The sequence below is a fragment of the Anaerosporobacter mobilis DSM 15930 genome (assembly GCF_900142955.1).
Lineage (GTDB): Bacteria > Bacillota > Clostridia > Lachnospirales > Lachnospiraceae > Anaerosporobacter > Anaerosporobacter mobilis.
Genome location: NZ_FRCP01000008.1, coordinates 298247 through 323698 on the forward strand (window position 1 = coordinate 298247; position 25452 = coordinate 323698).

General features: G+C 35.5%; 24 protein-coding genes. 4 read left to right on the top strand and 20 right to left on the bottom strand.

Annotation, left to right across the window (positions count from 1 at the left end):
- Window positions 1-31: 31 nt before the first annotated feature.
- From BUB90_RS08005 to BUB90_RS08020, 4 genes are all read right to left on the bottom strand, one after another.
- Window positions 32-2533, bottom strand: a complete 2502-nt coding sequence (locus BUB90_RS08005) for a transglycosylase domain-containing protein (RefSeq protein ID WP_073285699.1) — start codon at window positions 2531-2533, stop codon at window positions 32-34.
- A 346-nt stretch (window positions 2534-2879) separates the two neighbouring features.
- Window positions 2880-4841 (bottom strand): ATP-binding protein, encoded by a 1962-nt coding sequence (locus BUB90_RS08010; protein WP_073285704.1) that lies wholly within the window; start codon window positions 4839-4841, stop codon window positions 2880-2882.
- A 31-nt stretch (window positions 4842-4872) separates the two neighbouring features.
- Window positions 4873-5934, bottom strand: coding sequence for a metallophosphoesterase family protein (locus BUB90_RS08015; protein ID WP_073285708.1), 1062 nt, complete (start codon window positions 5932-5934; stop codon window positions 4873-4875).
- Between the two features lie 370 nt (window positions 5935-6304).
- The gene (locus BUB90_RS08020) at window positions 6305-6796 is read right to left on the bottom strand and encodes a QueT transporter family protein (RefSeq protein ID WP_073285711.1); all 492 of its coding nucleotides are present in this window, start codon (window positions 6794-6796) and stop codon (window positions 6305-6307) included.
- A gap of 529 nt (window positions 6797-7325) precedes the next feature.
- On the opposite strand from BUB90_RS08020, the gene BUB90_RS08025 reads away from it, so the two are divergent.
- The gene (locus BUB90_RS08025; RefSeq protein WP_073285714.1) at window positions 7326-7601 is read left to right on the top strand and encodes a CD3324 family protein; all 276 of its coding nucleotides are present in this window, start codon (window positions 7326-7328) and stop codon (window positions 7599-7601) included.
- A 210-nt stretch (window positions 7602-7811) separates the two neighbouring features.
- Window positions 7812-8612: a GNAT family N-acetyltransferase gene (locus BUB90_RS08030; protein ID WP_073285717.1), complete on the top strand. Its 801-nt coding sequence runs from the start codon at window positions 7812-7814 to the stop codon at window positions 8610-8612.
- 159 nt (window positions 8613-8771) lie between these two features.
- Here the strand turns inward: BUB90_RS08030 and BUB90_RS08035 are convergent, their stop codons facing one another.
- The 11 genes from BUB90_RS08035 to BUB90_RS08085 all read right to left on the bottom strand — a co-directional run bounded on the left by BUB90_RS08035 (window position 8772) and on the right by BUB90_RS08085 (window position 16959).
- The gene (locus BUB90_RS08035) at window positions 8772-9857 is read right to left on the bottom strand and encodes a PRK06851 family protein (protein ID WP_073285720.1); all 1086 of its coding nucleotides are present in this window, start codon (window positions 9855-9857) and stop codon (window positions 8772-8774) included.
- Between the two features lie 155 nt (window positions 9858-10012).
- Entirely contained in the window at window positions 10013-10591 is a 579-nt protein-coding gene (locus tag BUB90_RS08040) for a hypothetical protein (RefSeq protein WP_073285722.1), read from the bottom strand.
- A gap of 76 nt (window positions 10592-10667) precedes the next feature.
- Window positions 10668-11345: a flavodoxin family protein gene (locus BUB90_RS08045; RefSeq protein ID WP_073285725.1), complete on the bottom strand. Its 678-nt coding sequence runs from the start codon at window positions 11343-11345 to the stop codon at window positions 10668-10670.
- Between the two features lie 2 nt (window positions 11346-11347).
- Window positions 11348-11899 (bottom strand): PadR family transcriptional regulator, encoded by a 552-nt coding sequence (locus tag BUB90_RS08050; protein ID WP_073285728.1) that lies wholly within the window; start codon window positions 11897-11899, stop codon window positions 11348-11350.
- Between the two features lie 300 nt (window positions 11900-12199).
- A complete protein-coding gene (locus tag BUB90_RS08055) occupies window positions 12200-12700 on the bottom strand; it encodes a flavin reductase family protein (RefSeq protein WP_084139144.1) in 501 nt (166 codons plus the stop codon).
- A 122-nt stretch (window positions 12701-12822) separates the two neighbouring features.
- Window positions 12823-13020 (bottom strand): hypothetical protein, encoded by a 198-nt coding sequence (locus BUB90_RS08060; protein ID WP_073285731.1) that lies wholly within the window; start codon window positions 13018-13020, stop codon window positions 12823-12825.
- Between the two features lie 18 nt (window positions 13021-13038).
- Entirely contained in the window at window positions 13039-14124 is a 1086-nt protein-coding gene (locus tag BUB90_RS08065; RefSeq protein WP_139241721.1) for a phosphodiester glycosidase family protein, read from the bottom strand.
- Window positions 14125-14154: 30 nt separating this feature from the next.
- Complete coding sequence (locus tag BUB90_RS08070) at window positions 14155-15204, bottom strand: bifunctional glycosyltransferase family 2/GtrA family protein (protein WP_073285884.1); 1050 nt, start codon at window positions 15202-15204, stop codon at window positions 14155-14157.
- 340 nt (window positions 15205-15544) lie between these two features.
- Window positions 15545-15844, bottom strand: a complete 300-nt coding sequence (locus BUB90_RS08075; RefSeq protein ID WP_073285734.1) for a hypothetical protein — start codon at window positions 15842-15844, stop codon at window positions 15545-15547.
- Between the two features lie 251 nt (window positions 15845-16095).
- A complete protein-coding gene (locus tag BUB90_RS08080; RefSeq protein WP_084139146.1) occupies window positions 16096-16638 on the bottom strand; it encodes a DUF2812 domain-containing protein in 543 nt (180 codons plus the stop codon).
- Complete coding sequence (locus BUB90_RS08085; RefSeq protein ID WP_073285738.1) at window positions 16639-16959, bottom strand: PadR family transcriptional regulator; 321 nt, start codon at window positions 16957-16959, stop codon at window positions 16639-16641. It lies immediately after the preceding gene.
- A gap of 328 nt (window positions 16960-17287) precedes the next feature.
- Here BUB90_RS08085 and argC point away from each other — a divergent pair, with 328 nt between their 5' ends.
- Entirely contained in the window at window positions 17288-18235 is a 948-nt protein-coding gene (gene argC, locus BUB90_RS08090; RefSeq protein ID WP_073285741.1) for an N-acetyl-gamma-glutamyl-phosphate reductase, read from the top strand.
- A 104-nt stretch (window positions 18236-18339) separates the two neighbouring features.
- On the opposite strand, the gene BUB90_RS08095 is transcribed toward argC, so the two are convergent.
- The gene (locus BUB90_RS08095) at window positions 18340-19893 is read right to left on the bottom strand and encodes an alpha-amylase family glycosyl hydrolase (RefSeq protein ID WP_073285743.1); all 1554 of its coding nucleotides are present in this window, start codon (window positions 19891-19893) and stop codon (window positions 18340-18342) included.
- 193 nt (window positions 19894-20086) lie between these two features.
- Between BUB90_RS08095 and BUB90_RS08100 the strand changes: the two genes are divergently transcribed.
- Window positions 20087-20968, top strand: a complete 882-nt coding sequence (locus tag BUB90_RS08100) for an AraC family transcriptional regulator (protein WP_073285746.1) — start codon at window positions 20087-20089, stop codon at window positions 20966-20968.
- A gap of 25 nt (window positions 20969-20993) precedes the next feature.
- On the opposite strand, the gene BUB90_RS08105 is transcribed toward BUB90_RS08100, so the two are convergent.
- The 4 genes from BUB90_RS08105 to pgmB form a co-directional block, all read right to left on the bottom strand.
- On the bottom strand, window positions 20994-22040 hold the full coding sequence (locus tag BUB90_RS08105) for a hypothetical protein (protein WP_073285749.1): 1047 nt from the start codon (window positions 22038-22040) through the stop codon (window positions 20994-20996).
- A 200-nt stretch (window positions 22041-22240) separates the two neighbouring features.
- Entirely contained in the window at window positions 22241-22858 is a 618-nt protein-coding gene (locus BUB90_RS08110) for a discoidin domain-containing protein (protein ID WP_073285753.1), read from the bottom strand.
- A gap of 113 nt (window positions 22859-22971) precedes the next feature.
- Window positions 22972-24525: a glycosyl hydrolase family 28 protein gene (locus BUB90_RS08115; RefSeq protein WP_073285759.1), complete on the bottom strand. Its 1554-nt coding sequence runs from the start codon at window positions 24523-24525 to the stop codon at window positions 22972-22974.
- A gap of 128 nt (window positions 24526-24653) precedes the next feature.
- Window positions 24654-25304 (bottom strand): beta-phosphoglucomutase, encoded by a 651-nt coding sequence (pgmB, locus tag BUB90_RS08120; protein WP_073285763.1) that lies wholly within the window; start codon window positions 25302-25304, stop codon window positions 24654-24656.
- Window positions 25305-25452: the final 148 nt, after the last annotated feature.

The following is a 25452-nucleotide window of genomic DNA, read 5'->3' on the forward strand; positions in this document are numbered from 1 at the left end:
GAATTATCAACCTTCCTTTTATTAACCTCTGTTAAGTTCCTGATCCCTGATTAACTGCTCCATTATTCCCATCATTCGGTAGTTGCGGCTCTTCTGGTTCGTCTACGACTCCATCTTCATCATCTGGATCCATTCCATCATCACCGTCATCGATTATCCCGTCGTCTTCATCTGTACCTTCAGAACCTCCTGATGAACCTTGGTTTCCATTGCCTGGTTTATCTGGTTTACCTGGTCTATCTGGTTGTTGTGTGTCATCCGGTGTATCTGTCGTATCCTCATTATCTTGATTATCCTCAGGATCTTCTATCACTCCACCTTGGTCATCTGTGATTTCATCTTCTTCTTCCTCTTCAGGTACAACTTCCTCAGTTTCCCCTTGTAAGATGTCTTCTTTTGGACTTGTATCCACATATTTAGGGAATGTCATACTCTCAAGTCCCTCATGAATTTGCGTCATGAAGTTATACCATATTTGTCCTGGATATGTGGAACCCATCAAGCCATCTAGTGTCTGTGGCATATCATAACCTACCCACACACTTGTTGTGTAGTATGGTGTATAACCAACAAACCAGCCATCTTTTCTTTCATTCGTTGTTCCGGTCTTACCTGCAGTAGCCATACCAGGAATACTTAATCCCCTACCAGTTCCGTATTTAACTACTCCAGTAAGTATATCTGTCATCATTCTTGCTGCGTTCTTATCATATACCTGATAATCACTCTTTTCGCTACCTACAATTACCTTACCTTCTGCATCTGTGATTTTTACGATACATGTTGGTTCACGGTAGATTCCATCATTTTCAAGTGTAGCAAACCCAGACGCCATCTCTACTGCACTGACACCATTTGTAAAACCGCCTAATGCTGATGCTGGGTAGTAATCATTCTTATCAATCTTTGCGAAATTCATTCTTTTCAGATAACGTAATCCGACCTTTGGCGTAATCTCCTCAAACAACTTCCAAGCTATTGTATTCTTAGATTGTTCTACTGCCTTTCGAAGAGTTATCTTACCAGAATAAGCACCATTAGAATTGCTAGGGCCTCCTTCGAACTTCTGATCATTTACTGTTTCTTCTGGATAATGACCATTCTCTAGGGCAGGTGTATATACTATTAAAGGTTTAATTGCACTACCTGGTTGTCTATAACTTTGGAATGCACGGTTTAGAGTATACCCCGTACTCTTTTGCTTTCTTCCACCTACGATAGCTGTTACATAACCAGTTTCATTATCGATACATACCGCTGAGCTTTGTAACTTATACACACCATCTTTTGTTACATCTGTAAACTTGGCTAATGCCTCATCTACTGAATTCTGAAGAAGCTTTTGTTGTGTCATATCGATTGATGTATAGATACGATAACCTGATCTATATAGTGACTGTTGACATTCATTATATAGACTTGTGTATCTCTCCTTATAATCTGCTTCATCTTCTTCAGACTCAAAATCATAACGGAACGTAAATCCATTTGCTTGCATTAAAGCCCTCGTTGCAGAATGGTTAACATACGTCTCTACATAGTCTTTCTTCTTAATCTTCTTAACATCTAAAGTTATATCTTGATCATAAGCTTCCTGGTACTCTGACTTTGAAATCTTACCATCCTCATACATTTGCTTAAGTATCCTATTCCTTCTTGAAATCGTATTATCATAATTATCCATAGGATCAAATACCGTTGGATTGTTTGGTATCGCACATAAGAAGGCAATTTCTGATAATGTTAAATCATCTACCTCTTTACTAAAATACCCCTCACTTGCCGCTTGAATACCATAATATCCATTCGCAAAATAGACGTTATTAATGTAAAACTCAAGGATTTGCCATTTCTCATACTTCTTCTCTAATTCTGTTGCAATGAAGATTTCCTCAATCTTACGTTCCCAACTGACTGTATGCGTCAAGAAAATGTTACGACTTAACTGCTGGGTTATTGTACTTGCTCCTTGCTTTATAGCACCCCTATTCTTGACTAATGCCAATACCGCTCTTAAATTCGCTTTAAGATCCACTCCCTTATGTTTAAGGAAGTTCTTATCTTCAATCGTTATGAAAGCTTCCACAACTTCTTTTGGTATATCAGAATAATCAAGATAATATAGATCCTTCTCTCCTTTTAATTCTGATATAATCTTTCCATTCGCACCATAAACAATGCTAGTCTCCGTGGATCGAAACGTATCTAACGTTGATTCACTAACAAACTTTCTTGCCTCTGATTGCATGTTCAAAACCTTCTTACCATACTTGTTATAAAACAACAGGATTAAGATTAACACTGCAATTAGAAGTACTAAACATAACACTTTACCTGCAAATTTCATATGATGCAGCACAGGATGTTTCTTTCTGAACTTAATTGCTTTTTCTCTCTTTAATTGTTTCTTGGTTTTCGGTGGTTTTTTCCCGCCAGTTGAAGTGCGATTTGCCGTCCCCCCACTTGTTGTAGAGCGGTTTGTCCCCCGAGTACCGTTGCTTTTGTTTCCATTGTTTCTACTATCGTTATTCATACTTATACCCTTTTGCGTATCGCAAGTATTCCCGCGATACTGCTCCAATAATTATGTGTGAAACTATTCTCACACTAGACCCTTTGTTCACTAAGATACTTTGAAGCATATTCCTTTCTACATTATTGCTTTAATAGGAAATTGCTAACCTCTTTGTAGTTCATACAAGGTATACCAATGTGTTTTATGTCTGTCGTTACTGTTTGCTGAATTGTGTGTACGTCACATACAACGTTTTCTGTTGTATGTGTAAGTCATACAATTATATGCAAACTGTAGTAGACAGCCTTAAAACACAGGTATACTTTATGAACGGAAAAGAGTTTCGCAATTACCTATCATTCCTTTATAATTCTATATAGTTATATGGTATCTGATGTTTATCTAATGCTTGCCGTTCTCGATTGTGGCAAGTAAAGATAAGAATCTGTCTTGATGTCCTTGCTGCTAGTTCACATATCGTCTCTTCTAATCGATCATCATCATAGTATACGAAAGCATCATCTAGAATTAGGGGCATCTCTTTATCCTTCAGAAGAAGGTCAGCTGCCACAAGACGTAGTGCTAGATATAATTGTTCCACGGTTCCTGTACTTAAGTACTCCATAGGAACAAAATCACTGCCTTTCACTATCTTCATATTTAGTTTTTCATCGACCTTTACATCATAACAATTACCCAGTGTAAATGCAGTCGAAATCTCTGATATGGATCTATTTAACTTCTCTCCAAAATCATCATGAATAGCCGCAGCTAAATCTTGTATCGTCTGAATACTGATGTCAATAGCGGTTACTTCAACATCTTCCTTCTTTCGTCTCTCCATGAGTTCGTCACGCAAGGCTCTTTTCTTAGCATAATCTGCAATACTCTCTTCTAATCTAGAGAATTCCCATCGTAACTTTTCTTTCTTAGCGGAAGCAGTTTCTATTAGACGGATCACTTCTTTTTCTCTCGCTTGCTTTTGTTGTATCACATCTTTTTGTTTATTAAGTTGGCTTGCTAATTTATCAATTTCTTGATGCATCACTTTCATCGTTTCTGAATTAACCTCATTCATAGCAACAACTTTGTTTGCGTACATTAGTATATCTTCTTCTTGTGCTTGCATTCTTGTTAGAAGACGTTTACTTATCTCGTGATATTCTTCTATCGATTGATTTACATGTAGCTTCTCTTGATCAGTTAACGGCTGTTCTGCTAACCTTTCTTCAATAGGAATCTTCTTCTTGTTATTCACAATTAACTGTACAAGTAGAATACTAATCGAGAGGATCGCCGTTGCTACCATGATAAATCCCTTATCCAATCCCTTGAGTGGCACAAGAATACATATTAGGAAGCTAATAACTAATAAACATACACTTAATAGATAGCCTTTGTAACTCTTTGGTTTATGTCTCGGGTCCATCTGATTAGGAGGGCTATTCTCCATCGGTAGCGGATTGTCTTGCTTTACCTTAACACTATCCCAAGCCTTTATATGTTGCATAACTTGGTAATAATAATCTCGACAATCCCTAAGACTTTGATATTTTTCTACAATTATATCATATTCTTTTATATAAGAATCTAGAATTTGCAGTTTTTGAAGATATCCCCCTTCTATCTTAGAATTTTCTTTTTCTAGATTTAACGTTTGTATCTCCTTATCAAACCCAACAATCTGCCTCTCTAATTCCTTCAACATAAAATCTGTTGTCTGAATCTGGTGTAATTCTATATTCAATTCTTTAATTTGCTGTTTCGTTTGCCTTAATTCAATCTCTTTCTTTCTCGCCTGTAACTCTTTAATGGCTTGATTAACATTAATCTCACTGGACTTTGTCGTTGACATGTTTGTTATATAGTCATTGATACGAAACGCAAGCTCTTTGTTTGTTGCTACTTGTTGTTGCGCTACGAAGACCGTATTACTGTAATTACTTTCTGTTAATCCTTCTATAAAACAACCGCCTCGCTGCTCCTTATATGGAACTTCTCTCCCAGTATCTATATTGATAATCTGAACCGATTTTTCTTCTTTGTACAAATTTCGTTTAATAAGATACGGGACTTCTTCAACGGTTATTTCTAATTCTCCATCATATAAGGTTGGTGTATCCCACGGCTTATATCTGGTATATACATCAAAGCTTTTTCGGCCTCTTTGTTTATCAATACCAAATAACATTCCTTTTATAAAGGTATGTATCGTGCTTTTACCAGCCTCATTCGTTCCATACAAAAGATTAATACCATTTTGTAATTCTATCTTTTCATCCTGAAATTTACCAAAATGCTTTAGCCCTAATGAGTTTATAATCATATGAATATATGCTCCCTTCTAAAGTCGCCTTCTATTTCAATTTCATTAAGGCTTTTACCCCTAGATATAACGCTTTATCAATAACCTCATCGTCATACTCCAAACTCTGAATCTTGTCTATAAACATTCCAATAATATTATCTTTATTCTCTAAATATAACTCATCAAAATTATAATCAGGTATGGTGTGGTCCTCTACCTGGGTTATATGTCCTAGTGTTAAAAACTCCTCCTCATCAAAAGTGATATCAACGCCTCTAGAACCTTCTAACGTAATACTATATATATGATTCGTTCCCTTAAGGCGAATCTGCTCCCTGATACCATCTATAACTTCTAGCTGCGTCATATGTGGTTGAACTTCAAATTCAATTGGTATATATTGTCTCCTACTACATGGTACGAACTTTATAACCGTCTGATATTCATCCCCAAACTTACTAATCTCACCTTGTATATAGCCATGTTCTCCGGTTTCAGTCTTATCTAGTGGCTCTAGTGAACCTGGGTATGCCATCTGATTCGTAAACAAAGCTGGTTTATGAATATGACCTAACGCAACATACGTATATCCCTGTGATTCAATTATCTTACGATCAATAGGTATATCCTTTTCATCACCACCATGCGCTAATAGAATTGATATCTCTTGTTTATTAATTAAAACAGATTGATGATATTTGGGCTCTGTAATATCTCTTGTAAAATAGCTTAAGCCAAATACTCTAGTATTCAACTCTTTGATATAGAAATCAGTAAGTTCTTCCTGATAAAACATATGCACATGGTCTGCCCAAGGAAAATTCATATAATTAGAAGTCTGACTTATATAATCATGATTACCTGCCATCAATACCACATGTGTCCCTGTTAGGCGCTTAAAAAGGTAATTCACTTCCTTCAACTCTCTTAGTAAGGGCTGTTTATGAAACAAGTCACCAGCGATTAATAATAAATCAATGGAATCTTCCTCGCATTGGTTTACAACATTCTCAAATGTTCTCCAAATCTCCTTACTTCTGTCTTGACTCCAATCTCTCCTAAGATCTGGCTGCATCCCCAGATGCACATCTGCCAAATGAATAAATCGCATTCTATCACTCCCCTACTTATATCATTGGGAGATAGTAACTCCCATCTTCTATATATGCATAGAATTATACCATACTAAGAAGTGACTGACAATGCAAAGCGAACGTTTGTTTCCTTAATATTCCCTTAATATTTTCTTAATTCCACTCATTTTACTCTTAAAATATGTTATTTCTGTGGCTTCTTTACTAAGCTACCATTCATTAATAATTAGCAACTAGATTGTGGCATCAATACGAATTAACCTCCATCATCAAAGTATCTTCTGAAAAGGGAAAAAGTACATAACGATTTTACTCGCCATGTACTTTTCCTCACACTCTTCTGTGTATTGACCTTGTTTTTGTTCTAAACAATTATAATGTATTTAACTATGCTACTTTTTGTCTAAAGATTACATTCTTGTACTTGATAAGTGCTTGTAATAATATGGTTCCTAATATTCCACATGAAATAATTTCACCGATTCCGACGGTTACCATCATTAGGGGAATAGGCGTTGCCAAGCCATATCCAATTCTTAGAACCCATGGGACCACAATCGCATTGGCGATAATTGGTGGTAGTGCTACAAAGTACTTGTTCTTTCTTAATAAATAAGAAAGACACGCAGCTACTAACGTTGTTAAGCTACCTATGACAATATCCAATAGGACTGCACCGCCAAGCAAATTACCAAGTAGACAACCAACGAATAATCCTGGAATTGCTGCTGGTGTAAAGAATGGTAAAATTGTTAATGCCTCTGCAACACGTACTTGAACATCCATGAATCCAAACGGTTGGAATAGGTATGTTAATACAACATAAATCGCGGCAATCATAGCCGCTTGCGTTAAAAACTGAACCTTTGATCTCTTCATATTCTATTCTCCTTTAGTTTTGTTTAACGTGTGGAAGGTCTCGAACACACGATTAAATAGCCTTGAAACCCTGTGTTTGTTAGGGTTTACAACGTTAGTACTATAACATAATGGGAAGAAAAATTCAACCCAAACAATAATTTTACTATAACAATTTTTCTTCAAAAGGAGTACTCCGTATTATCTAGACTTCTATCTTTACATTTCCCCCCACTTTTGTTAAACTTTAGGTATTACCAGAAAAAAGAAATAGGAGGTACCATCATGGTTACATTAAATCATTTAAGTCTTAACTCCATGCAATGTCTGCAAAACCATACTGCTTTGTATGCGTAACAGATGGCGATAGTTTCATGGAGGTCAAATATATAAATCGCCATAACTTATTCTAACATAATGGTTTTGCACACTTGCATCCTATAATCGTAACTTGTAACCACGACAATACTAGCTTACATACTTTTATTGTCATGATTTAATAGGTTAATGACTTCTTTTAAGTTATTAATGATTAGGAGCAGGAGTTAGAATGAATTATAAGAATGCAAACGAAATATTACCAACAGAATTAGTTCGAGAAATCCAAAAATATCTTAAGGGAGAATTGCTCTATATACCTAACGGAGAATCCACCCGAAAGAAATGGGGCGAATGTTCTGGTATCCGTAAAGAATTGTTACATAGAAACCAAGAAATTAAACGCCGCTATATAGATGGCCATAGTTTTGAACAACTTTCTTCAGACTATGCCCTCTCTGTAGAGACCGTTAAGAAAATAGTCTATACAACCAAATTAGCTGCATAGTAATGCCAATATGCACGGCGAAGAGTTTCGAAATTTTCTATAAAGTTAAAAGGCGGTTACGAAATACCACATTTTGTAACCGTCTTTTTCTGCTTTATATCACTGTATAGTATATCTATATCCGTTCTAGCTATATACGTAGCAACCTCACATAAAGTATACTCAATATTGTAATACATAATCTTAATTAGTAAGGAGTGTACATTTTAAATGATTACAGAAAATGAATATAATAAAATAACCGATCAACTGGAGTCTTTCACCTATACCTCATTGACCTATACACCTTATGAATATATTGCTGATTGTACAATTCTTCTTCAAACAAATGATTTAATCTTGATTCTAGGTAGAAACGAAGAACTTTCTATGATAGAACTTTACTTTTGTACCAATTCTATTCCTCTACTTCTTAATGCGGTTGATACTATTAAAGAACCTCTTTATATGCAATTTGTTCCTAATGCCTATGTAGATGAATTTCGTTCTCATGGATTTGAGTCTTTTGCTCATTTTAGAGATATGTATAGCTATGATATACACAGGGAATGTCCTGTTAATGTCCTTTCTATAGAAGATGCAAAAGAAGCTGCTGCCGTTACCAGATCCTGTCGCCTACAAAGTAGGGGATTTCTTGGCGAAACAACAGAATGGGCCGAAAGTTGGATTCTAGGTAAAGATCCGAATGCAAGTTATTGCAAACATAGCGCAATTCTAGCAACGAAGCACGAGAATATTATTACTGGAATTGTTGCAGTCACTCTCTATTCCTTTGATAAACCGGAAGGTCCAACACTTTGGATTAGGGAAGTTGCCGTACGACCAGAATTCCAACATAGCGGGTATGGTAAACAGTTATTATCCCAGGCTTTTGCTTATGGTGCTAGATACAAAGCTGGGAAAGCATTCTTAATGGCCGATGTGTTGAATACCAATGCATTATCATTATATCAACAATTCGATTTCTCCTATAGCGAAGACGAGGGGCAGATTGATATAATTCGAGAGTAACTCTTCCTTTGTCGTACGTGGACACTCGCAGTTTACTTTACAAATAAAAAAATACGAATACTGTAAGCTTCAAGTTATTGTCTCGCGCTTACAGTATTCGTATTTTATTCAATCGTTGATACAGGTACCAAAGGACATAATTCACTTCTATACTAAGTATTATCTTTCTCTTGCTGCTATACGTGCCATTACATCATTCGTTGTTTTCTCTATTATATCGTAATCTGTTGCTGCTATATAATATTTCTCCAACTCATCGTGTAAATCCTTAGCTTTTTTAAGATAAGAAGTCCCTACTGCAACGGTTTCTTTATAACGTTTCTTAATATCCTTCAATTCATCTTCATAACGTTCATCCGTATTCGGATTAATTAACTCTGTATACATATCAATTACATCATCACCTTCACGACTTGGTTCGTATTCGTGTGGTGCAGTGGAATCAAAGATACACAATTCAAGCTCAGGAAGAAGTATCATATCCAAACTGTTTGGATCAAAACCACAATGATATACTTCCACTTCTAAACCTAGGACTTCTGCTCTCCGTAATATCTTCTTCAGCATGGTTGATTTGCCTGAACCTGGTCTACCTTTAATAAAATATCGTTTCTTACAATTAGACGTAATATTCTCAACATAATCCATTGCACCCTTTGGTGTTGAACCGCCAAAAAACCGATGCCTTACTATTCCACTCTCTTGCTTTTCAATGTTTCCAAGCAACCTCTTGCAAACCTTCTCTGTAAAAGCATCTGCTTTTTCAAAATTCATATTTTCAATATAAATCTTTTCCCATTCATCATGAATCTTCAATGCTTTATCAAACGCTTCATATGCTTTTGGATAACATAAACTAATCTGCTCTTGTAATGCTCTAATCTCGTCCGTTTTGTTCTCTAGCAATTCAACATTCCAAGCAGTTCCAAGATTCACATACTCTTCAATAGCCCCCGCAACTTTTGGCTCAATTACATGTGGTGCGGTACCATCTACAATTCCTACACTAATTCCACGTACGATTACTCCATCTAAAGAATCTGGATCTGAGGAACAGTGGATATACTCTACATCATAACCTTTGTCCACATATTTCTTACCAACCTTCTTCATCAAAGTGGATTTACCAGTACCTGGTCCGCCTTTTAGAATATAGATTTTCTTAAGCCCTTGTAAATTGGAATCGAACATATTTTGAAATCCCTTTGCTGTATTTCCACATGCAAAATAATGCTTATCTGCCATATTTAAAACATCCTTCTTTCATAACGTCTCTATCTATAGTATGATGACTATTTTTTATAGTGCTTATGCACTTTTGACTTTATTATCGAAAGTATTTTTCTTTGATTAGTAAAAGAAGTAGTCAAGAAGATATAAGCATCTTAACTACTTGGCTATTAAATAGTATCTTTTACTTTTTGATAATACCTATGTACATAGTCAATAAACTTCTGATCCTTATCGATATAATAAACTTGAGAAGCAAGTTGTCTTCCCTTTATTTTCTTCTTACTCTTTCGATATATTATAATCTCATTCTCATATTCTTCATAAACAATCTCATCTTTTGGTATAAGTAAAGAATTGATCGACATATATTCCGGACTTAAACCCGTAGTTGTTCTTATATGTATAAACTCCGAAATTAGGTTTATAACCAGAGAACATGTTATTACTGTAAAACTGGTGACATATATAATTAATTCTAGATAATATACATCTTCTATTCGTAGTAATAATTGAATTCCCCTAAATATTGCTATAACTGCAGCTAGGAAATACATTACAAGACCTAATATCTTAACCCCCAAGTTATGCTCTTCCAGCTGAAAGCAGGAGATATAGTCTTCATAAAACCTTCTTCTACATTTCATAAATTTAATGAAATCCTTTAAACTAAATATAAACATAATCATTAGTACAATTGAAAGAACACCCATTTCAATTAAGTCCTTACTGCTAACATATTCCACCATAATGATAACCTCATTTCCCCAAACCAATTACCATTATTATACTATTATCTTTCCTTTCTTACAATCAAATTTGATCTCACTTTCTGTTTGTATTCTCCAGATACATATCAATTGGCATCATCGGTTCAGCTAGTGACTTCTTGGTCTCTTCACTTAGTTTTCCTTCCTTCGCATACTCCTCTCCTGCTTTTTTAGCAGACTCAAGGTATTGCTCACTAAAATAAGATACTTCTGGAACATTTAACAACGGTCCTTCCGCGCATAATATTGCCGTATAATCTTGATACAGTAACTCAAACTGCTTTAATAATCCTTCATAATTATGTTCCGTATTATAGAATCCACAGGATGATATTAGTACAACCTTCTGTTCCTTGTCATATCGGCCCGGATGCACACAACCATTAGGTGTCTTTACTAATTCCGGTAGGATTGTAGGTAAGGTCCTCTCAAGAAACATCTTCCCTTTCGCTGGCATAGAGAAATGATAAAGAGGGAAACTCCATATGATCAAATCCGCTTCAATTAATATTTCAAGACATTCTGCCATATCATCTCTTATCACACAGATCCCCGGTGTCTTATGCCAACATTCAAAACAACCTCTACATGGCTTAATATCTAAACTATAGGTATCAATGGTATTAACTTCACATTCATGTATCTTCTTATGACCTTCTAGGAACGATTCCGTAATCTTCATTGTACCACTATCGTTCCCCTTAGGACTTGCATTCAATACCAATACTTTCATACTTAACTCTCCTCCTTAATACTATGTACTGCTTCTTCTATCCATTCTAAAATAGCTTTGCAGCAATACTCCCCATAACTTTCGCAAAGTCTCCAATACAGTATCTTATCTTTACTACTTTCCACGTCATTATAAGCTATAATTTCTTTTGCTTGATGTAACTCTTTTAATTTCCCTTCATAATATTCCTTGGTCTTTGCCATGTAATCCATCATAATTTCTTTAGATACCTCCGCACCAAAGAAAACCTTCATTAGCATAGGATTCCGTTCACTAGGATTATCTTGTTCTATATTCGGGTTCGTTAACCAGTCTTGCAGTTCTTGCTTTCCCACTTTTGTTATTGAATATATTTTTTTGTTTGGCTTACTAAACTGTACTTCGACCTCCGATGTTACCCAACCGTCTCTTTCCATAGTTGTAAGTTCCCTATAAACCTGACTTGTTGTTGCGGTCCAAAAAAATGAAAGCGAATCAGAAAAGAACTTACTTAAATCATATCCCGTCATACTATTATAGTTTAGCAAACCTAATAACCCGTGCTTTAAAGACATACTAGAACCTCCTTATGATGAATCATTATATAGGGTTTGTAAAATCCTTTATATTATATTAGTATTATATTCCACTTGTATAATATAAACAACGGCTATATCAACAAATATTCCCTTTCTTTATTGTAAAATATACACAAAAATACGCCAGCAAGGATACCTTCTACCCTTTACTGGCGTTATATTCTTAGTACTGCTACGTGTGAAGCTAAGCAAGAGCGGTTTTTCGCCTACTATAGCTGTTTCCTACTCCAAAGAATCTTCGAGTACGATGTTTAATTGTTTAATTTATTACACTAGTTAATCCGCAATATAGGTCGGAGCGTTCTTTGGACTCTTGCCTTTTTTCACTTTATGATAGTAAGAATATGTCATTGGATTACCCTCTCCCATAACATCGCCATCTAAAACTTTACCTAAGAATACAGTATGAGAATCTGTCTCCATCTTATTAATAACCTCACAGGTAATATAACCACAGGAATCTTTTATTACAGGTAGCATACCTTTGATTTCATAATCAATCGAATCAAATTTATTTACCGTTTCACCAGATTGGTAACCAAACGTTCCTATAATTTGTGGATCAACCTCTTCTGTTAAAATAGAGATTGCAAATCTACCACTTTCTTGGATACATTTGTTAGTATAATTATCATGGTTTATACTTATTGCAATTGTTGCTGGTTCTGAAGTAATTTGCATAGCACTATTAGCGACACAACCAGTTGCTCTTCCATTATCCCATGTTGAGATAATATAGACACCATACGATAAATTAAAGAATACATTCTTATTCATTTCTTTTCTCCCTTCGTACTTCATAATAATAATAATAGTAATTATTACAAATGTATAATAGATTTACCAGCTTGTCAACCGATACTATACTATTGGTAAGTTGCTACTATTCTATTCATCAACTACTTCTTACTTCTACGATACCAAACAATTGAAAAGATTGCATTTACTAATGATGTGATACTAAATAATAATAGCAATACATTTGATATGGAATTATTAATAAAGTTCATAATGGGATTCAACTGATCTAGAATCCAAAATGTAATAAACATTGCTGCCAAAACAATGACAATATGAGGTAGTATCTTTCCACTCATTCTTTCTTACCTACCTTTCTATTCATCCCCAATATAGATAATATCACTGATGGTTCTTCCTCCATCTGCTGGTTGATTCACATACTCTCCCTCATACACCATAGCCGATGATTTGCCTCCGTCCAGATTATAGGCAACATTACAACCTAAAGAGGACATAATTCCAGCTAATTCACTTAATGTAACCCCCCTACTATACCCCTCATTACGACCATCCACCGTTACGAAGATATAATGACCTGGTTCTATATATCCGATAGCTGCTCTTGGATTCTCACTATTCAGATACGAAGTTGTATTGAAGGCGGAGGGTACATCTCCATTATCATCTAATAAAGAAGGTCCGAAGTTCCATGCTTGCCATGCCCCAGCAGCGATTACTTCATCAACATCGAATTCGTCTGGAGAATATGTTTTCATTGTCCCGTCTGTGAATAGAACACATATATCCGTTCCTGTAATATCATCTCGATATAATACCCCATTACGTATAACAACACTGGTATCACTGTTTCCATAATAATCGCCAGACATTGCTAAGATTGCGTTATTATCATCTGCCATATCTTGAACTGATTCTCTAATATTCTTACCGTACTCCCCAGAAGCAAAACCCGTACGAAGATAAGCAATGTTACTAACTTTAACATCTGCCACATAATACGTAACTTTATCCGCTCCCGTACCTGCGGTGACTTGATTAACTGTTAGGCTTACTTTATCATCTGCATAACTTTGTATCTCTTTACTCGTCTTGTTACTCCCTTTCATACTATCACCAGCACTTCTATCAGCTTGTTGTTCGCTGGTATTCTCATTACTAATTCCACTAGGTATCCTCTCTGACATACTTCCACTTGGCTTTTCGCCTCGTAGTTCTCCCTTGCTTGTTGAATCTTCTACCTCCGATAATGTAAATTGCTGTGAGTTTGTATCTGTAGATGCGACCACTTTTCCTGAATCGTTATAATGATGTGGTAATATATAAAAATACAACAAAAATCCTCCCATACATACTAGATACAACACAACATCCATCACAATCATTGCTGGAATAGACATTTCTTTATGAGGTTTTCTCTTCACCCGAATTAACTTCACCATATTGATCTATTTCCTTTCTTTCCTTAATAGTCATTGCAAGCTGTGAAACACAAAATGTTTCTGTACATAATAACTTACCAAAAACATCATAATTTCAACAATTACCTTCGCTATATAAGGATTTGGGACTATTGTATGTACGAGTATCATCAGCAGTATAGTATTCATTCCTAAAATTGCAATAACTAAAGCAAAATATTTAACTGCAGAATTATGGATACTATCTCTATCTTTGAACACATATCTCCTATTCATGGCGTAATTACATATAGAACTTATGCACCGGGCGCCTAGATTACTTACTGCAACGACTTGATGCATGCCTAATGCTCCAAATAGAAGATTCCAAAAGGTAAACAACCCATAATCAATGCAAAATGAAAGCAAAGAGGAACATGAAAATCGTATAATTTCTTTATAGATCCGATAAGAATCTTTAATCACTCGAAAATGTGACGATTGATTTTCCTCTAGATAAATTGTTTCAATCGGTATTTCTTTCATATCAATACCATCTCTTGCACACTGTAATAATACATTCATCTCATATTCATATCGTTCCCCTTTGATATCTATAAGATACGGAATCATACTGTATGAAAATGCACGAAGCCCTGTCTGGGTATCCTTAATGGAAACCTTTGTTGCCAAACGAAAGATTCCTCTAGTCAACATATTCCCAAACCGACTACGTGCTGGTACATGGCCTACCAAAGCACGGCTTCCTAGAATCAAGGTCTGTTCTTCTCCTGTTTGCTCTACAACCTTATCAATATCTTCGGCGGTATGTTGTCCGTCTGCATCAGCAACTACTACAATGGTATCTTTTGCTTCATCTAACTGAATGTAGGCTAATGCAGTTTTTATCGCACGGCCTTTCCCATAATTTTTTCTATGGTTCAGCACAACAGCATACTTCTCGGCACTGCGAAATATTTCATGTTTCTCTTCTTTGCTTCCGTCGTTCACAACAATTAGATGGATATTATTCATTCTAATTGTAATCTCCTCTAATAATAGTAATAGTTTTTCATCTGGATCATAAGCTGGAATAATGATTGCCACTGGATTTTCTCTCATTTTTATACTCGTGAATATCACAAGTTTTCCTGTGATACTGCCCCAATTAATAAGCCGAAAGAAGGGCCACACATGTCTCCTCTCCTTACTATACTTTTGACTACTACTATAACGAAAAAAAATGTTCGGAGTTTGTTTAAACTGCGAACATTTTGTGAAATCTTCCATTTGTTGTATATAATATTGATTCAGATACCAAAGCCTCGAATAAAACTTGCCCTCGCCAATTTACACATTTAAAGCTTACATAATGTTATAGCGGACATAGTTCGATGAGCAAAGTATGAAATCATTAAGACTTAGGCTCTAAAATAGGCTTTTGGCATCCTTATCAAAACCACTATAACAATACCCCTTGTATTAACGCTTTCATCTCTTCATATATATCATAGTTCTCATACGCGAAATCCTTTGCCATAAGTAGCATCTTCTCTAGACTAATTTCTCTTAGTTTCGGCACAAGTATATGACTCTTTTGTAGAACATACAAAACTGCACGTAATCGAAATTGTAACAGATATCTCTCCTCATTAGTCAATTGTACAAAGTCTTTCCTAGCAATATAGTCTAAGATCCTTCCAGCTTGCTCTTTCTCGATATCTTGCGACCATTCTCCCTTAACCTCCGATACCAACTGCATCTAATCAGATGAATATCTTGGAGAGATTACACTAGTATAAACCTACTCCTTTCTCCTATGTATTCTTGCTAATTACATAACCTATTTTTCACTGTCGATGCTCCTAAAACCACTATTATATAAATAAAAAAAGTACCCGGTAACTTCATTTCTTACAAAACGAATCTAAGTTACATGGTACCTCTCTTTGACCTAAGTTTCTATGGAATTATTCTACAAGTTATACAGCAAGAAAGGGATTTTATGTTATCTTATTCATGCAAGCAACGTTCCTCTTTCAGTTTTTTACGATGATTATAGATTTTAGAACCCCCCATAATTATAGTCACTGCTAGTATGCTATTTAATATGGCAACTATTAGGCCAAACGCATCATTAACACTACTATAGCTACGCCATAGATTTATCACACCAAGCAACTCTAATGGCATAATAAATGCAAGCAAATATAGTATCTTAGTAAGATGGTTAATACGAGAATCTAAATCAGAAAACAAATCAAATTCTCCTTCTGACTTTTTCTTACGAAGGTATATCCACCGCAGGTAACAACCAATCATCTCTACCCCTGTTTCTTCTAAGAATCTAATATAGTCTCTGCTTTTTTTGTTACTTGGGAACTCATCTAGCATCTCAATGCGATACGTGTACTCGTTCTTTCTTCCTTCCTCGAACTTATACCGTATTGCCTTAACATCCGTAAGTTGTAATCCCTTTTCAGACATTTCATTCAGCCATTCTTCTTCCTTATTAAAATCCCATGCCCAGAACCACTTATACTTAATTATTGACATCTATTCCCCTCCTATTATTTCCTCTCCATTTAATACAAGTTCTTGCAAGCGTATTAATTCTGATGCTGCCACCTGTTTTCCTCGCTCCGTAATAATATATTCTTTCTTCCTACTACTGCTGACTTCTGGTAATGCTTGAATCCAATCCTTATCTAGCATAGTATTGATTGCTCCATATAAGGTTCCTGCTGCTAATTTTACTCTACCACTAGAGAGTTCCTCAATTTTTTGCATAATACCATAACCGTGCATTGGTTCATATAATATCAGTAGAATATAATACACTGCTTCCGTTAATGCCACTGAATCGTTATTTCCCATACTTAAGTACCCCTATTAAATTCTGCCACCTAATTATCATCACATGACAACAACTATAACGGCTGCCGATATAGTATTATTATATCGGTGGCCGTTATAGTTGTCAATCCTAGAATATGAATAAATTTTACATCTCCACAAATAATTATATATTGTATTTTTAAACATATAGAGTTATAATTATGTATAATTATTCTGTATTTATGCATTTTTATTAACAACATCCATATAATTATTCAAGGAGCTTAGAATACAGAATGTGTTTGATTGCACATACTCGTGCTAAGCCATTGTGCACAAGCAACATATCTAATAGGAGGTTATACATATGAAAACAAAGATATTTATCGATGGCAGTGAAGGAACTACTGGCCTACGTATTAATGAGCGCTTTATGAACCGTGACGATATCGAACTAATTACAATTGATCCAGACCTTAGAAAAGACCTAGCGGAACGTAAAAAGAAGATCAATGAATCTGATATTACTTTCCTATGCTTACCCGATGCAGCTGCACGAGAAGCAGTACAATTAGTAGAGAATGACCATGTTCGCATTATTGATTCTTCGACTGCTCATCGAACAGAGAGCGACTGGGCATATGGCTTTCCTGAACTATCAGTAAATCATCGTAACTCAATTAAAGAAGGTCGTTTCGTTGCTGTCCCCGGCTGCCATGCAACTGGGTTTATTTCTCTTGTTTATCCGTTAACAGCTAGTGATATTCTACCTTCTAATTATCCAATTAGTAGCTTTTCTCTAACTGGTTATAGCGGTGGCGGTAAGAAGATGATTGGTGAATATGAAGATGCAAATCGACATGCTGATTTTTCTGCCCCAAGAGAATATGCTATGTCACAGCAACACAAACATCTTAAGGAGATGAAATGGATAGCAGGGCTTGACAGAGAACCTCTCTTCTCTCCTATTGTTGCAGATTACTATAGTGGCATGATTGTAACTGTACCTCTTTATACACATTTATTAAATGGAAAGCAAACGCCTGAATCAGTCCATACTTATCTAACCGAATACTATGCCAATCAATCCCTAGTTCACGTTATGCCTTTTGGTGCAGAGAGTGAAACGAATGGTTTTCTAAGTGGTAATCACTTAACTGGCTATGATGGACTGAATATCTACGTAACAGGTAACGAAGATCGTATCCTTCTAACTTCCCAGTTTGATAACCTTGGAAAAGGTGCTTCTGGTGCAGCCATTCAATGCTTGAATATTATGCTTGGCTGTGAAGATGATAAGGGGTTAAGTGTGTAACTTAGTGTCTTAATGATTTATTACGAATTGATATCAGCATAACTTTAGATTAAAAAATGTAGGAAGTAACCATAAGTGGTTGCTTCCTACACCATTTACTATTTCTATACTTCAAAGAATGTAACACTACCTGCAGGAACCGTAAGCTTACCATCTTCTAAAGTAGCCACCTCTGGATAAGAATATATCACCTTATCAACCACTTTCGTAGGAATCTTACATGTTACTTCATTGCCAGATGGATTCAAAGCAACTAGTATTGTCTGCTCTCTTCCTGTTCTCTTATAAACAAGAGGGTAAGCATAATCTTCCACATATTCAAAGGTAACAGATGCATTACTTTGTAGTGCTTCATTATCAAGACGAATCTTGGTTAACGTCTTAATACAATTTAATAGCGAGGTGTCAACCTTTTCTTGCTTCTTAACGGTTGGTCGATTTTCATCTTCGTCCATAGTAATATATAATAGCTCTGGACTAGCCGTAGAGAATCCATCATTCACACCATCTCCCCACTGCATTGGTGTTCTTGCCCCTGTACGGTCAAATCCACCTTCTACAGACGTTAAACCTTCTAGATAACGCATACCAATCTCATCACCATAATAGATGAATGGTGCCCCTGGCATGGATAATAAGAATGCGAAGGCAATCTTCATCTCCTCTTCATCTAACCACTTACGCATACGTGGCATATCATGATTACCACTTGGGATACAGATCAATCCTTTTCCATTCGTTGCCTCATAATTCTTCATATACGTATCCACGAAGGCTTTACAATCACCTTTTCCTCTTCTTGAGAAATAAGGTTCCTCAACGCGGAATAAATCGAGATAATGAGATGGACCAAAATGTAATAAGAAATCCATATGGTATCCACCTTTTAAGGATTTTTCTGGCTCTCCCCATTCTGAAATCATAGCTGCCTCTGGGAATTTCCCTTCTAAGAAGGTTCTTACCTTCTGCCAAAATGCAATCGTTGCTTCACCATCGGTATCCCCTTTCACCATAGCACCCGCCATATCTACTCGGAAACCATCACAGCCCATCTCTAACCAAAATGCCATAATATCCTGCATAGCAAGTCTAGACGCTGTTGCCTCTTCAGAATCTGGTCCTACTTGCCAACTTTCTGATGGATTAGCAAATCCATAGTTTAACGCCGGTTGTGTGGAGAAGAAGTTTACCGCGCAAGAGCCATTTCTATCTGAAATTCCACGAATGCAACCTGCTATATTATTGTACCCTTCGAATCCTTTCCAGATATCATCTGTCCATATATAACGACTTGTGAAATCATTCTTCTCAGCTTTCATAGACTCTTTAAACCATGCGTGTTCAATTGAAGTATGTCCTGGAACTAGATCCAGAATAATATGCATATCTCTTTTGTGTATTTCTTCGAACAGTTCTCTAAGTTCTTCATTAGTACCGTAACGTGGTGCTGCTTTATAATAATCCGCAACATCATAACCGGCATCACTGAATGGAGATTCATAACATGGATTCATCCAGATTGCATTACACCCTAAAGATTTAATATAATCCAAACGTTTTTTAATTCCGTTAAAGTCACCAATACCATCTGCATTTGTATCTTGAAAACTCTGTGGGTAAATCTCATAAAATATTGCGTTATCTAACCATGCTGGCATATTTATCCCTCTTTCCTGTATTCTATGTTATTGTTAAGTTTTATTTATAATAGTAGTATATCCTTATCTTTCATGTTATACTTGTATCAAATCCACTAATAATAGCACAAAATCCACAATTGATAGAGATGCTAAGTTTTCCTATTCAGATTTACGAAATTAAGACTATTCGCTTATAGGAGGAGGACTTCTAATGAAAGAACAATTTGAAGAGAAACGCCCACGTGGTAATGTTTTGTTCCCGTTTGAACAATATTATATGCTCAATACAACAGGTAATCTATTCGTTACCTTTCATTGGCATAAAGAAGTGGAACTAATCTATCTGCACTCTGGCTCCCTTACTCTATGGATTGAATCAGAGGAGTACCATCTTACACCTGGCGATATCTATTTTATTAATTCTGAGATGCTTCACCAGTTTTCTTCAGCAGAGAAGGACACTTGCTATTATGCTTATGTATTTCCATTAGAATCCCTACAATTTGCTTTATCTGACTATAGTCAAACACTTGTAGAGCCACTTCTTAAGCACACGTTGCATTTTCCAGCCTTTGTTCCAATGGATTCCCCTATCTATGGGAATGTATTAAATGAAGTTCGAGAACTTATTCATGTAAATGAAAACAAAACTCTTGGCTATGAACTCACTACCAAAGCATGTATCTATAAGATAATTGGTTATCTTATTCAAGCCAAACTACTATACACTCCCACATTATTAATCCAATCTAACACCTCAAAAAAATCAGATATTAAGAAGCAGATTCTATCTTACATTCAAGAGAACTATGCTAATCCAATTAGTCTTGAAGATCTTGCCGAGATATATCATATGTCTCCAAAGTATTTCTGTCATTATTTCAAACAGAATTTCTCCATGACATTTCTTGAATATGTCACACGATATCGTATAGAAAAAGCCCGCATTCTACTAAAGAATACAGGCTTATCTGTAATGGAAATTGGATTTTCAGTTGGTTATGAGAACTTCAGCTATTTCATAAGAACTTTTAAGCGTATTGTCGGTATTACACCCGCTAAATATCGTGCTGAAGTTCAGAGTGAAGAGTAGTTCATGTATTGTATAATTGATTATTTTACTTTACTTTTACGAAATATTTATCACCTGCATAATTTATCTGTAATTCAACGTCTCCGTCCTTCACTTCTTTCGGTACTTCGAACAAATAGTAAATTACCGATTTCTTTAAAGGATCTATAGATGTAATATTCGTATAGGTAAAAGTACCATCTTTCTCAATAGTTGAAAAGCAATCATAGGTATATTTATCGTTATAAATCAACTTAGCATTCATTACCTTATCAGCATCCAAACTGTCACCTTTAAGGTTTTTCACATTAATCTTTAGAGCCAAATAAGTATTCGAAGTATCTTTAACTTCGTAATAAGTATAGTAACTTGAAGGATTGCTTGGTTCCACTTTATCAGTGAACTTAATACTCTTAATCGTAACTTCTGACAAGTCTTTTTTTGATAATTTATCGCCCTTTTTAACATAATTCTTTTCTGGCTTTACTTCCTCTAAATCAAATGTAGTCTCATATGATTTGTCATTTATCTTAATGTTTAGATTGATTTCATCTGTCGCAAGATCTGTAGGGATATTTGTGAAGAAATGTATTCTTCCTGTCATTAATTGTTTGATCGATGTTGTGTAGGCAAAATCATCCTCTTCTTCTAAAACCGGCTGTGCACTATACTTGTTACCATCAATAGTGAAAGTCACCTTCATTACATCATCAATATCAATATCCTTATCGGAAAGGTTTTTAACATCCATCTCTATATGTAATAATGTATTCCCATCATCTGGTTCATAATAAGTATAAAAGCTACTTACATTACTTGGCTCTAGTTTAGATGTTGTCTCAATAGTTTTGATAGTATATTCAATAATATCTTCTACTGAATTTTTCTTTTTAAGATCAACTTCTAACTTGTCACTTTCAGAACTATCCTCACTCTTTCCCTCTGTATTCTCATTAGAAGAATCATCTACTTGTTTATCATCTGTTACTTGATTACTTGTTGTCTCGGTATTTCTTAATGTGCTACTTTCATTACATGCAGTTATAGTAACCGAAGTTACTAAAGCCATCATAACAAACAATACTTTTTTCATTTTATATTCGCTCCCTTTCTATTATACTCACAAGGTATATCATACTAAATATACCAATTTCAGTCAATCTCTATTGATTTTTCTAATTTAATTGTAATAAAGCGGATACTCCAACACAACGATTCTCATTCTATTACTATATAAAAAGATGTAGGAAGTAACCACGTAGAGGCTCTTCCTACATCTTTTTGTATTATCTTCTATCTACTATAAATCTCAAATTCTGCTACCTGCCCACCAGTAGCTCCGGTGTTTGAGGTAACACTAAGCATTACCCCTCTTACTTGCATATCATCAAATTCAAGAATAATTTCATTCCCAGTGGTAGGATCAAACTCATATGCCTTTTCATCAAGGAAGGTTTCATATACTTCACCATCATATGTTACCTTAACAGAAAAAGTTTGCGTTCTTTTTCCCCAAACACTATCTGGATTGATTGCAACACGAATGGCATGAATCGTTTTATCCTCTTTGAACGTTACTGATAATTCATTAGGATATGCATCAGGACTTCCCTCCCAGTAAGAGGCAGCTCCGGTCATTCCATCAACTGCTTTACGTGGAGTAAATGTTTGATTAAATCCATTGGCATCAATCTTTCCTTCTGGTGCAATATTCGTTCCTTCTGGTAAAACTGATACATATTCTTCTTTTATAAATGCTGGGTTTTCTTCACTCTGTGTCTGATCAGGAGCTTCAACTTTCGTAATTTCAGCAATTAGTTTACTTGGTTTCTTTTTCTGACTAACTCCATATCCAATTAACCCCACCAAGATTACAGCCAAAATAATAACCACAAATCTTCTCTTATTCATATTAATCACCATGACCTTTCAAAAGTCTGGCGACTTTGTGCAAGTCAACTTGTTGACTTTGGGCACCAAATCGCCGTGTGAAAGATTTATCTTTCACACTATGCTCTCTCTTCTTATTCAATCGTTAGATTATTGGTAGATAAACCGTCAATTTCAAAATTGCCTTCTGAGAAATCTTTAATTTTGCTTCCTAAAATTACAAGATTATTAATTGTTACGCCATCCACGATATGTGTCTCATCAAAACCCTTAATACGGGAAGGTGCATTCTTACCAGATAACACATTTACATTCTCAATTAGGATATCTTTGATTTGTCCTCTCTCTCTTGTTGTTGACCAGTTGGAACTTTGTGTAATGTCTAAATCTATCAGATATGGCATTATATCGCCATCTCCACTTCCCATCTGTGCATTTTCTACGGTTATATTACGGAACGTTATATTAGACACAATGGCATCATCCGCATTATGCACTGATATTACGGGTTTATGAAAGTTATTCAATACGCAGATATTTTCGAAAGTGACACCATTTATGGACGCATTCTCTTTATTTCCTTTGTTTGTCTCATATCCAACTTCCATAGATTGTGCTAAATCCGTCCATAACTGCATATTAGAAAATGTTATCTTTTCTGAATTCCCACTGTAATTCTTCACCACAAGTGAATCATCCCAACTACGAACAAAACTGTTTTTCACCTCAAAATTCTTACAAGACTGTAACGTAATTCCGTCTCCATTTGGCCTTGGAGAGATAATCTTCACACCATCAATTACACCATTCTCTGAATCAAATGCCTGGCAAACCCACGCATTGGCATTCAGCACGATAACATCTTTAACTACAATATTGCTACTATGGTCAAATTTTAGAGGTATATATGCTGTCGCTCCTTTCCAGCCCTCATATTTTGAACCATCAATGATTCCTCTACCGCATACCTTTACATCTTTTACAAAATTTGCATTAATTGTTCCATGAACGACTGCCCCGCCTGCAATATATAACGTTTGGCCACTTTCTAAAGATATAGATTCAATATCCCATTCCCCTGGTCCAACATATACTACATTCTCATCGTTAAAATCTGGTATATCTTGCTCAATTGCGTTAGCAAAGATATGCACCGCGCGTTCTGGAGAATTATTAAATTGAATGGTATAGGTATCTGGTGTTGTTATGGAAAATGATACCGTATGATCCTTCTTGTTTATCTTAGGCTTAATTCCATAACTTAGAGGGCTTATCTGAACATTCTCAATCTCCCTTTCAAGCACTGTGATAACAATATCTGCTCTACCTTCAAAATCAAAATAAGTAATTGGTGTTCGAGAGATTGGAGGCAAATAATTACTTACCCATTTTCTCGTATGATTTACATTCGTATCGTACACATAGCAGTCTTCACCATCAACTGTAATTAAGGTATCCACGCAATGTTTTAGGGTCAAATCTCGTTCCTGCTCTGATGTTGCGACCAAATCCTCCTTTGTTGCATCCTTTAAGGATTTTGGTCCCTCATACAATACAAGTTTTCCTTTTGTGGTGTCTTGTTTATTTTCTTTTACTTTACTATAACCAATAACACTAATACTGATAAGAATTGCAATACTTAATATAATAATCATTAGATTCTCTATCTTATTTGCTTTCTTTATCATACATACGCCCACTATCACACAGATACGATAGTTTTCCTTTCCCCATAATTAATAACTTTCATTAAAACTTTGGATAACCGAATCCTTATTAAATAAATCTTAAAAAATTAATGTCCATCATCAAACAGTTAATTTTGTAAAATAGTTTCCCATGGAATATCCGTATCAAGCCCTGTTGCCTCATACGTTGCACTAAGACTCTGATAATATGGTCCTACCCCTAATGACTTCATTCCTGCTGCTTTTGCTGCTACAATTCCTGCTGCAGAATCCTCTACCACTAAACAGTTCTCAGGTTCTAATCCAAGTTTTCCTGCTGCAACTAAGAATACTTCTGGATCTGGTTTTGAATTCGTAATGTCTAGTCCACAGCTAACCTTATCTATGTACTGATCTAATTCCGTTTTTTGTAAGATGGCTGGGGTGTTCTTACTTACTGATCCGATACCGATTAACATTCCTAATTGTTTTAAATAACGAATCGTTTTAACTACTCCACATAGTACCGCATTATTATCCAACGTCTCTAGTAAATCCACATAATAAGCATTCTTTTTCTCTGCTAACTCCTCCTTTTCTTCCAAGGAATAAACCTTATCCCCTTTATTTAATACAATTTCTAAAGATTCCATTCGGCTAACTCCTCGTTGTTTCTCATTATCTTCTTTTGTAAAATCCTTGATTCCTAACTCCTGCGCTAATCTCTTCCAAGCTTGATAATGTAATTCATCTGTGGATACTAAAACTCCATCTAAATCAAAAATAATTCCTTTAATCATTGTTTTCACCTTGCCTCTAGCAGAAATTCTAACGTTCTCTATTGAGGCGCAAACAAAAGGGATGAAAGTGTTATGTTTGCATTCTTTCCTTCCACTCAGATTCTTTCATCCTAAATTCTTATCAACACTAAAGTTATGTTGTAAATTC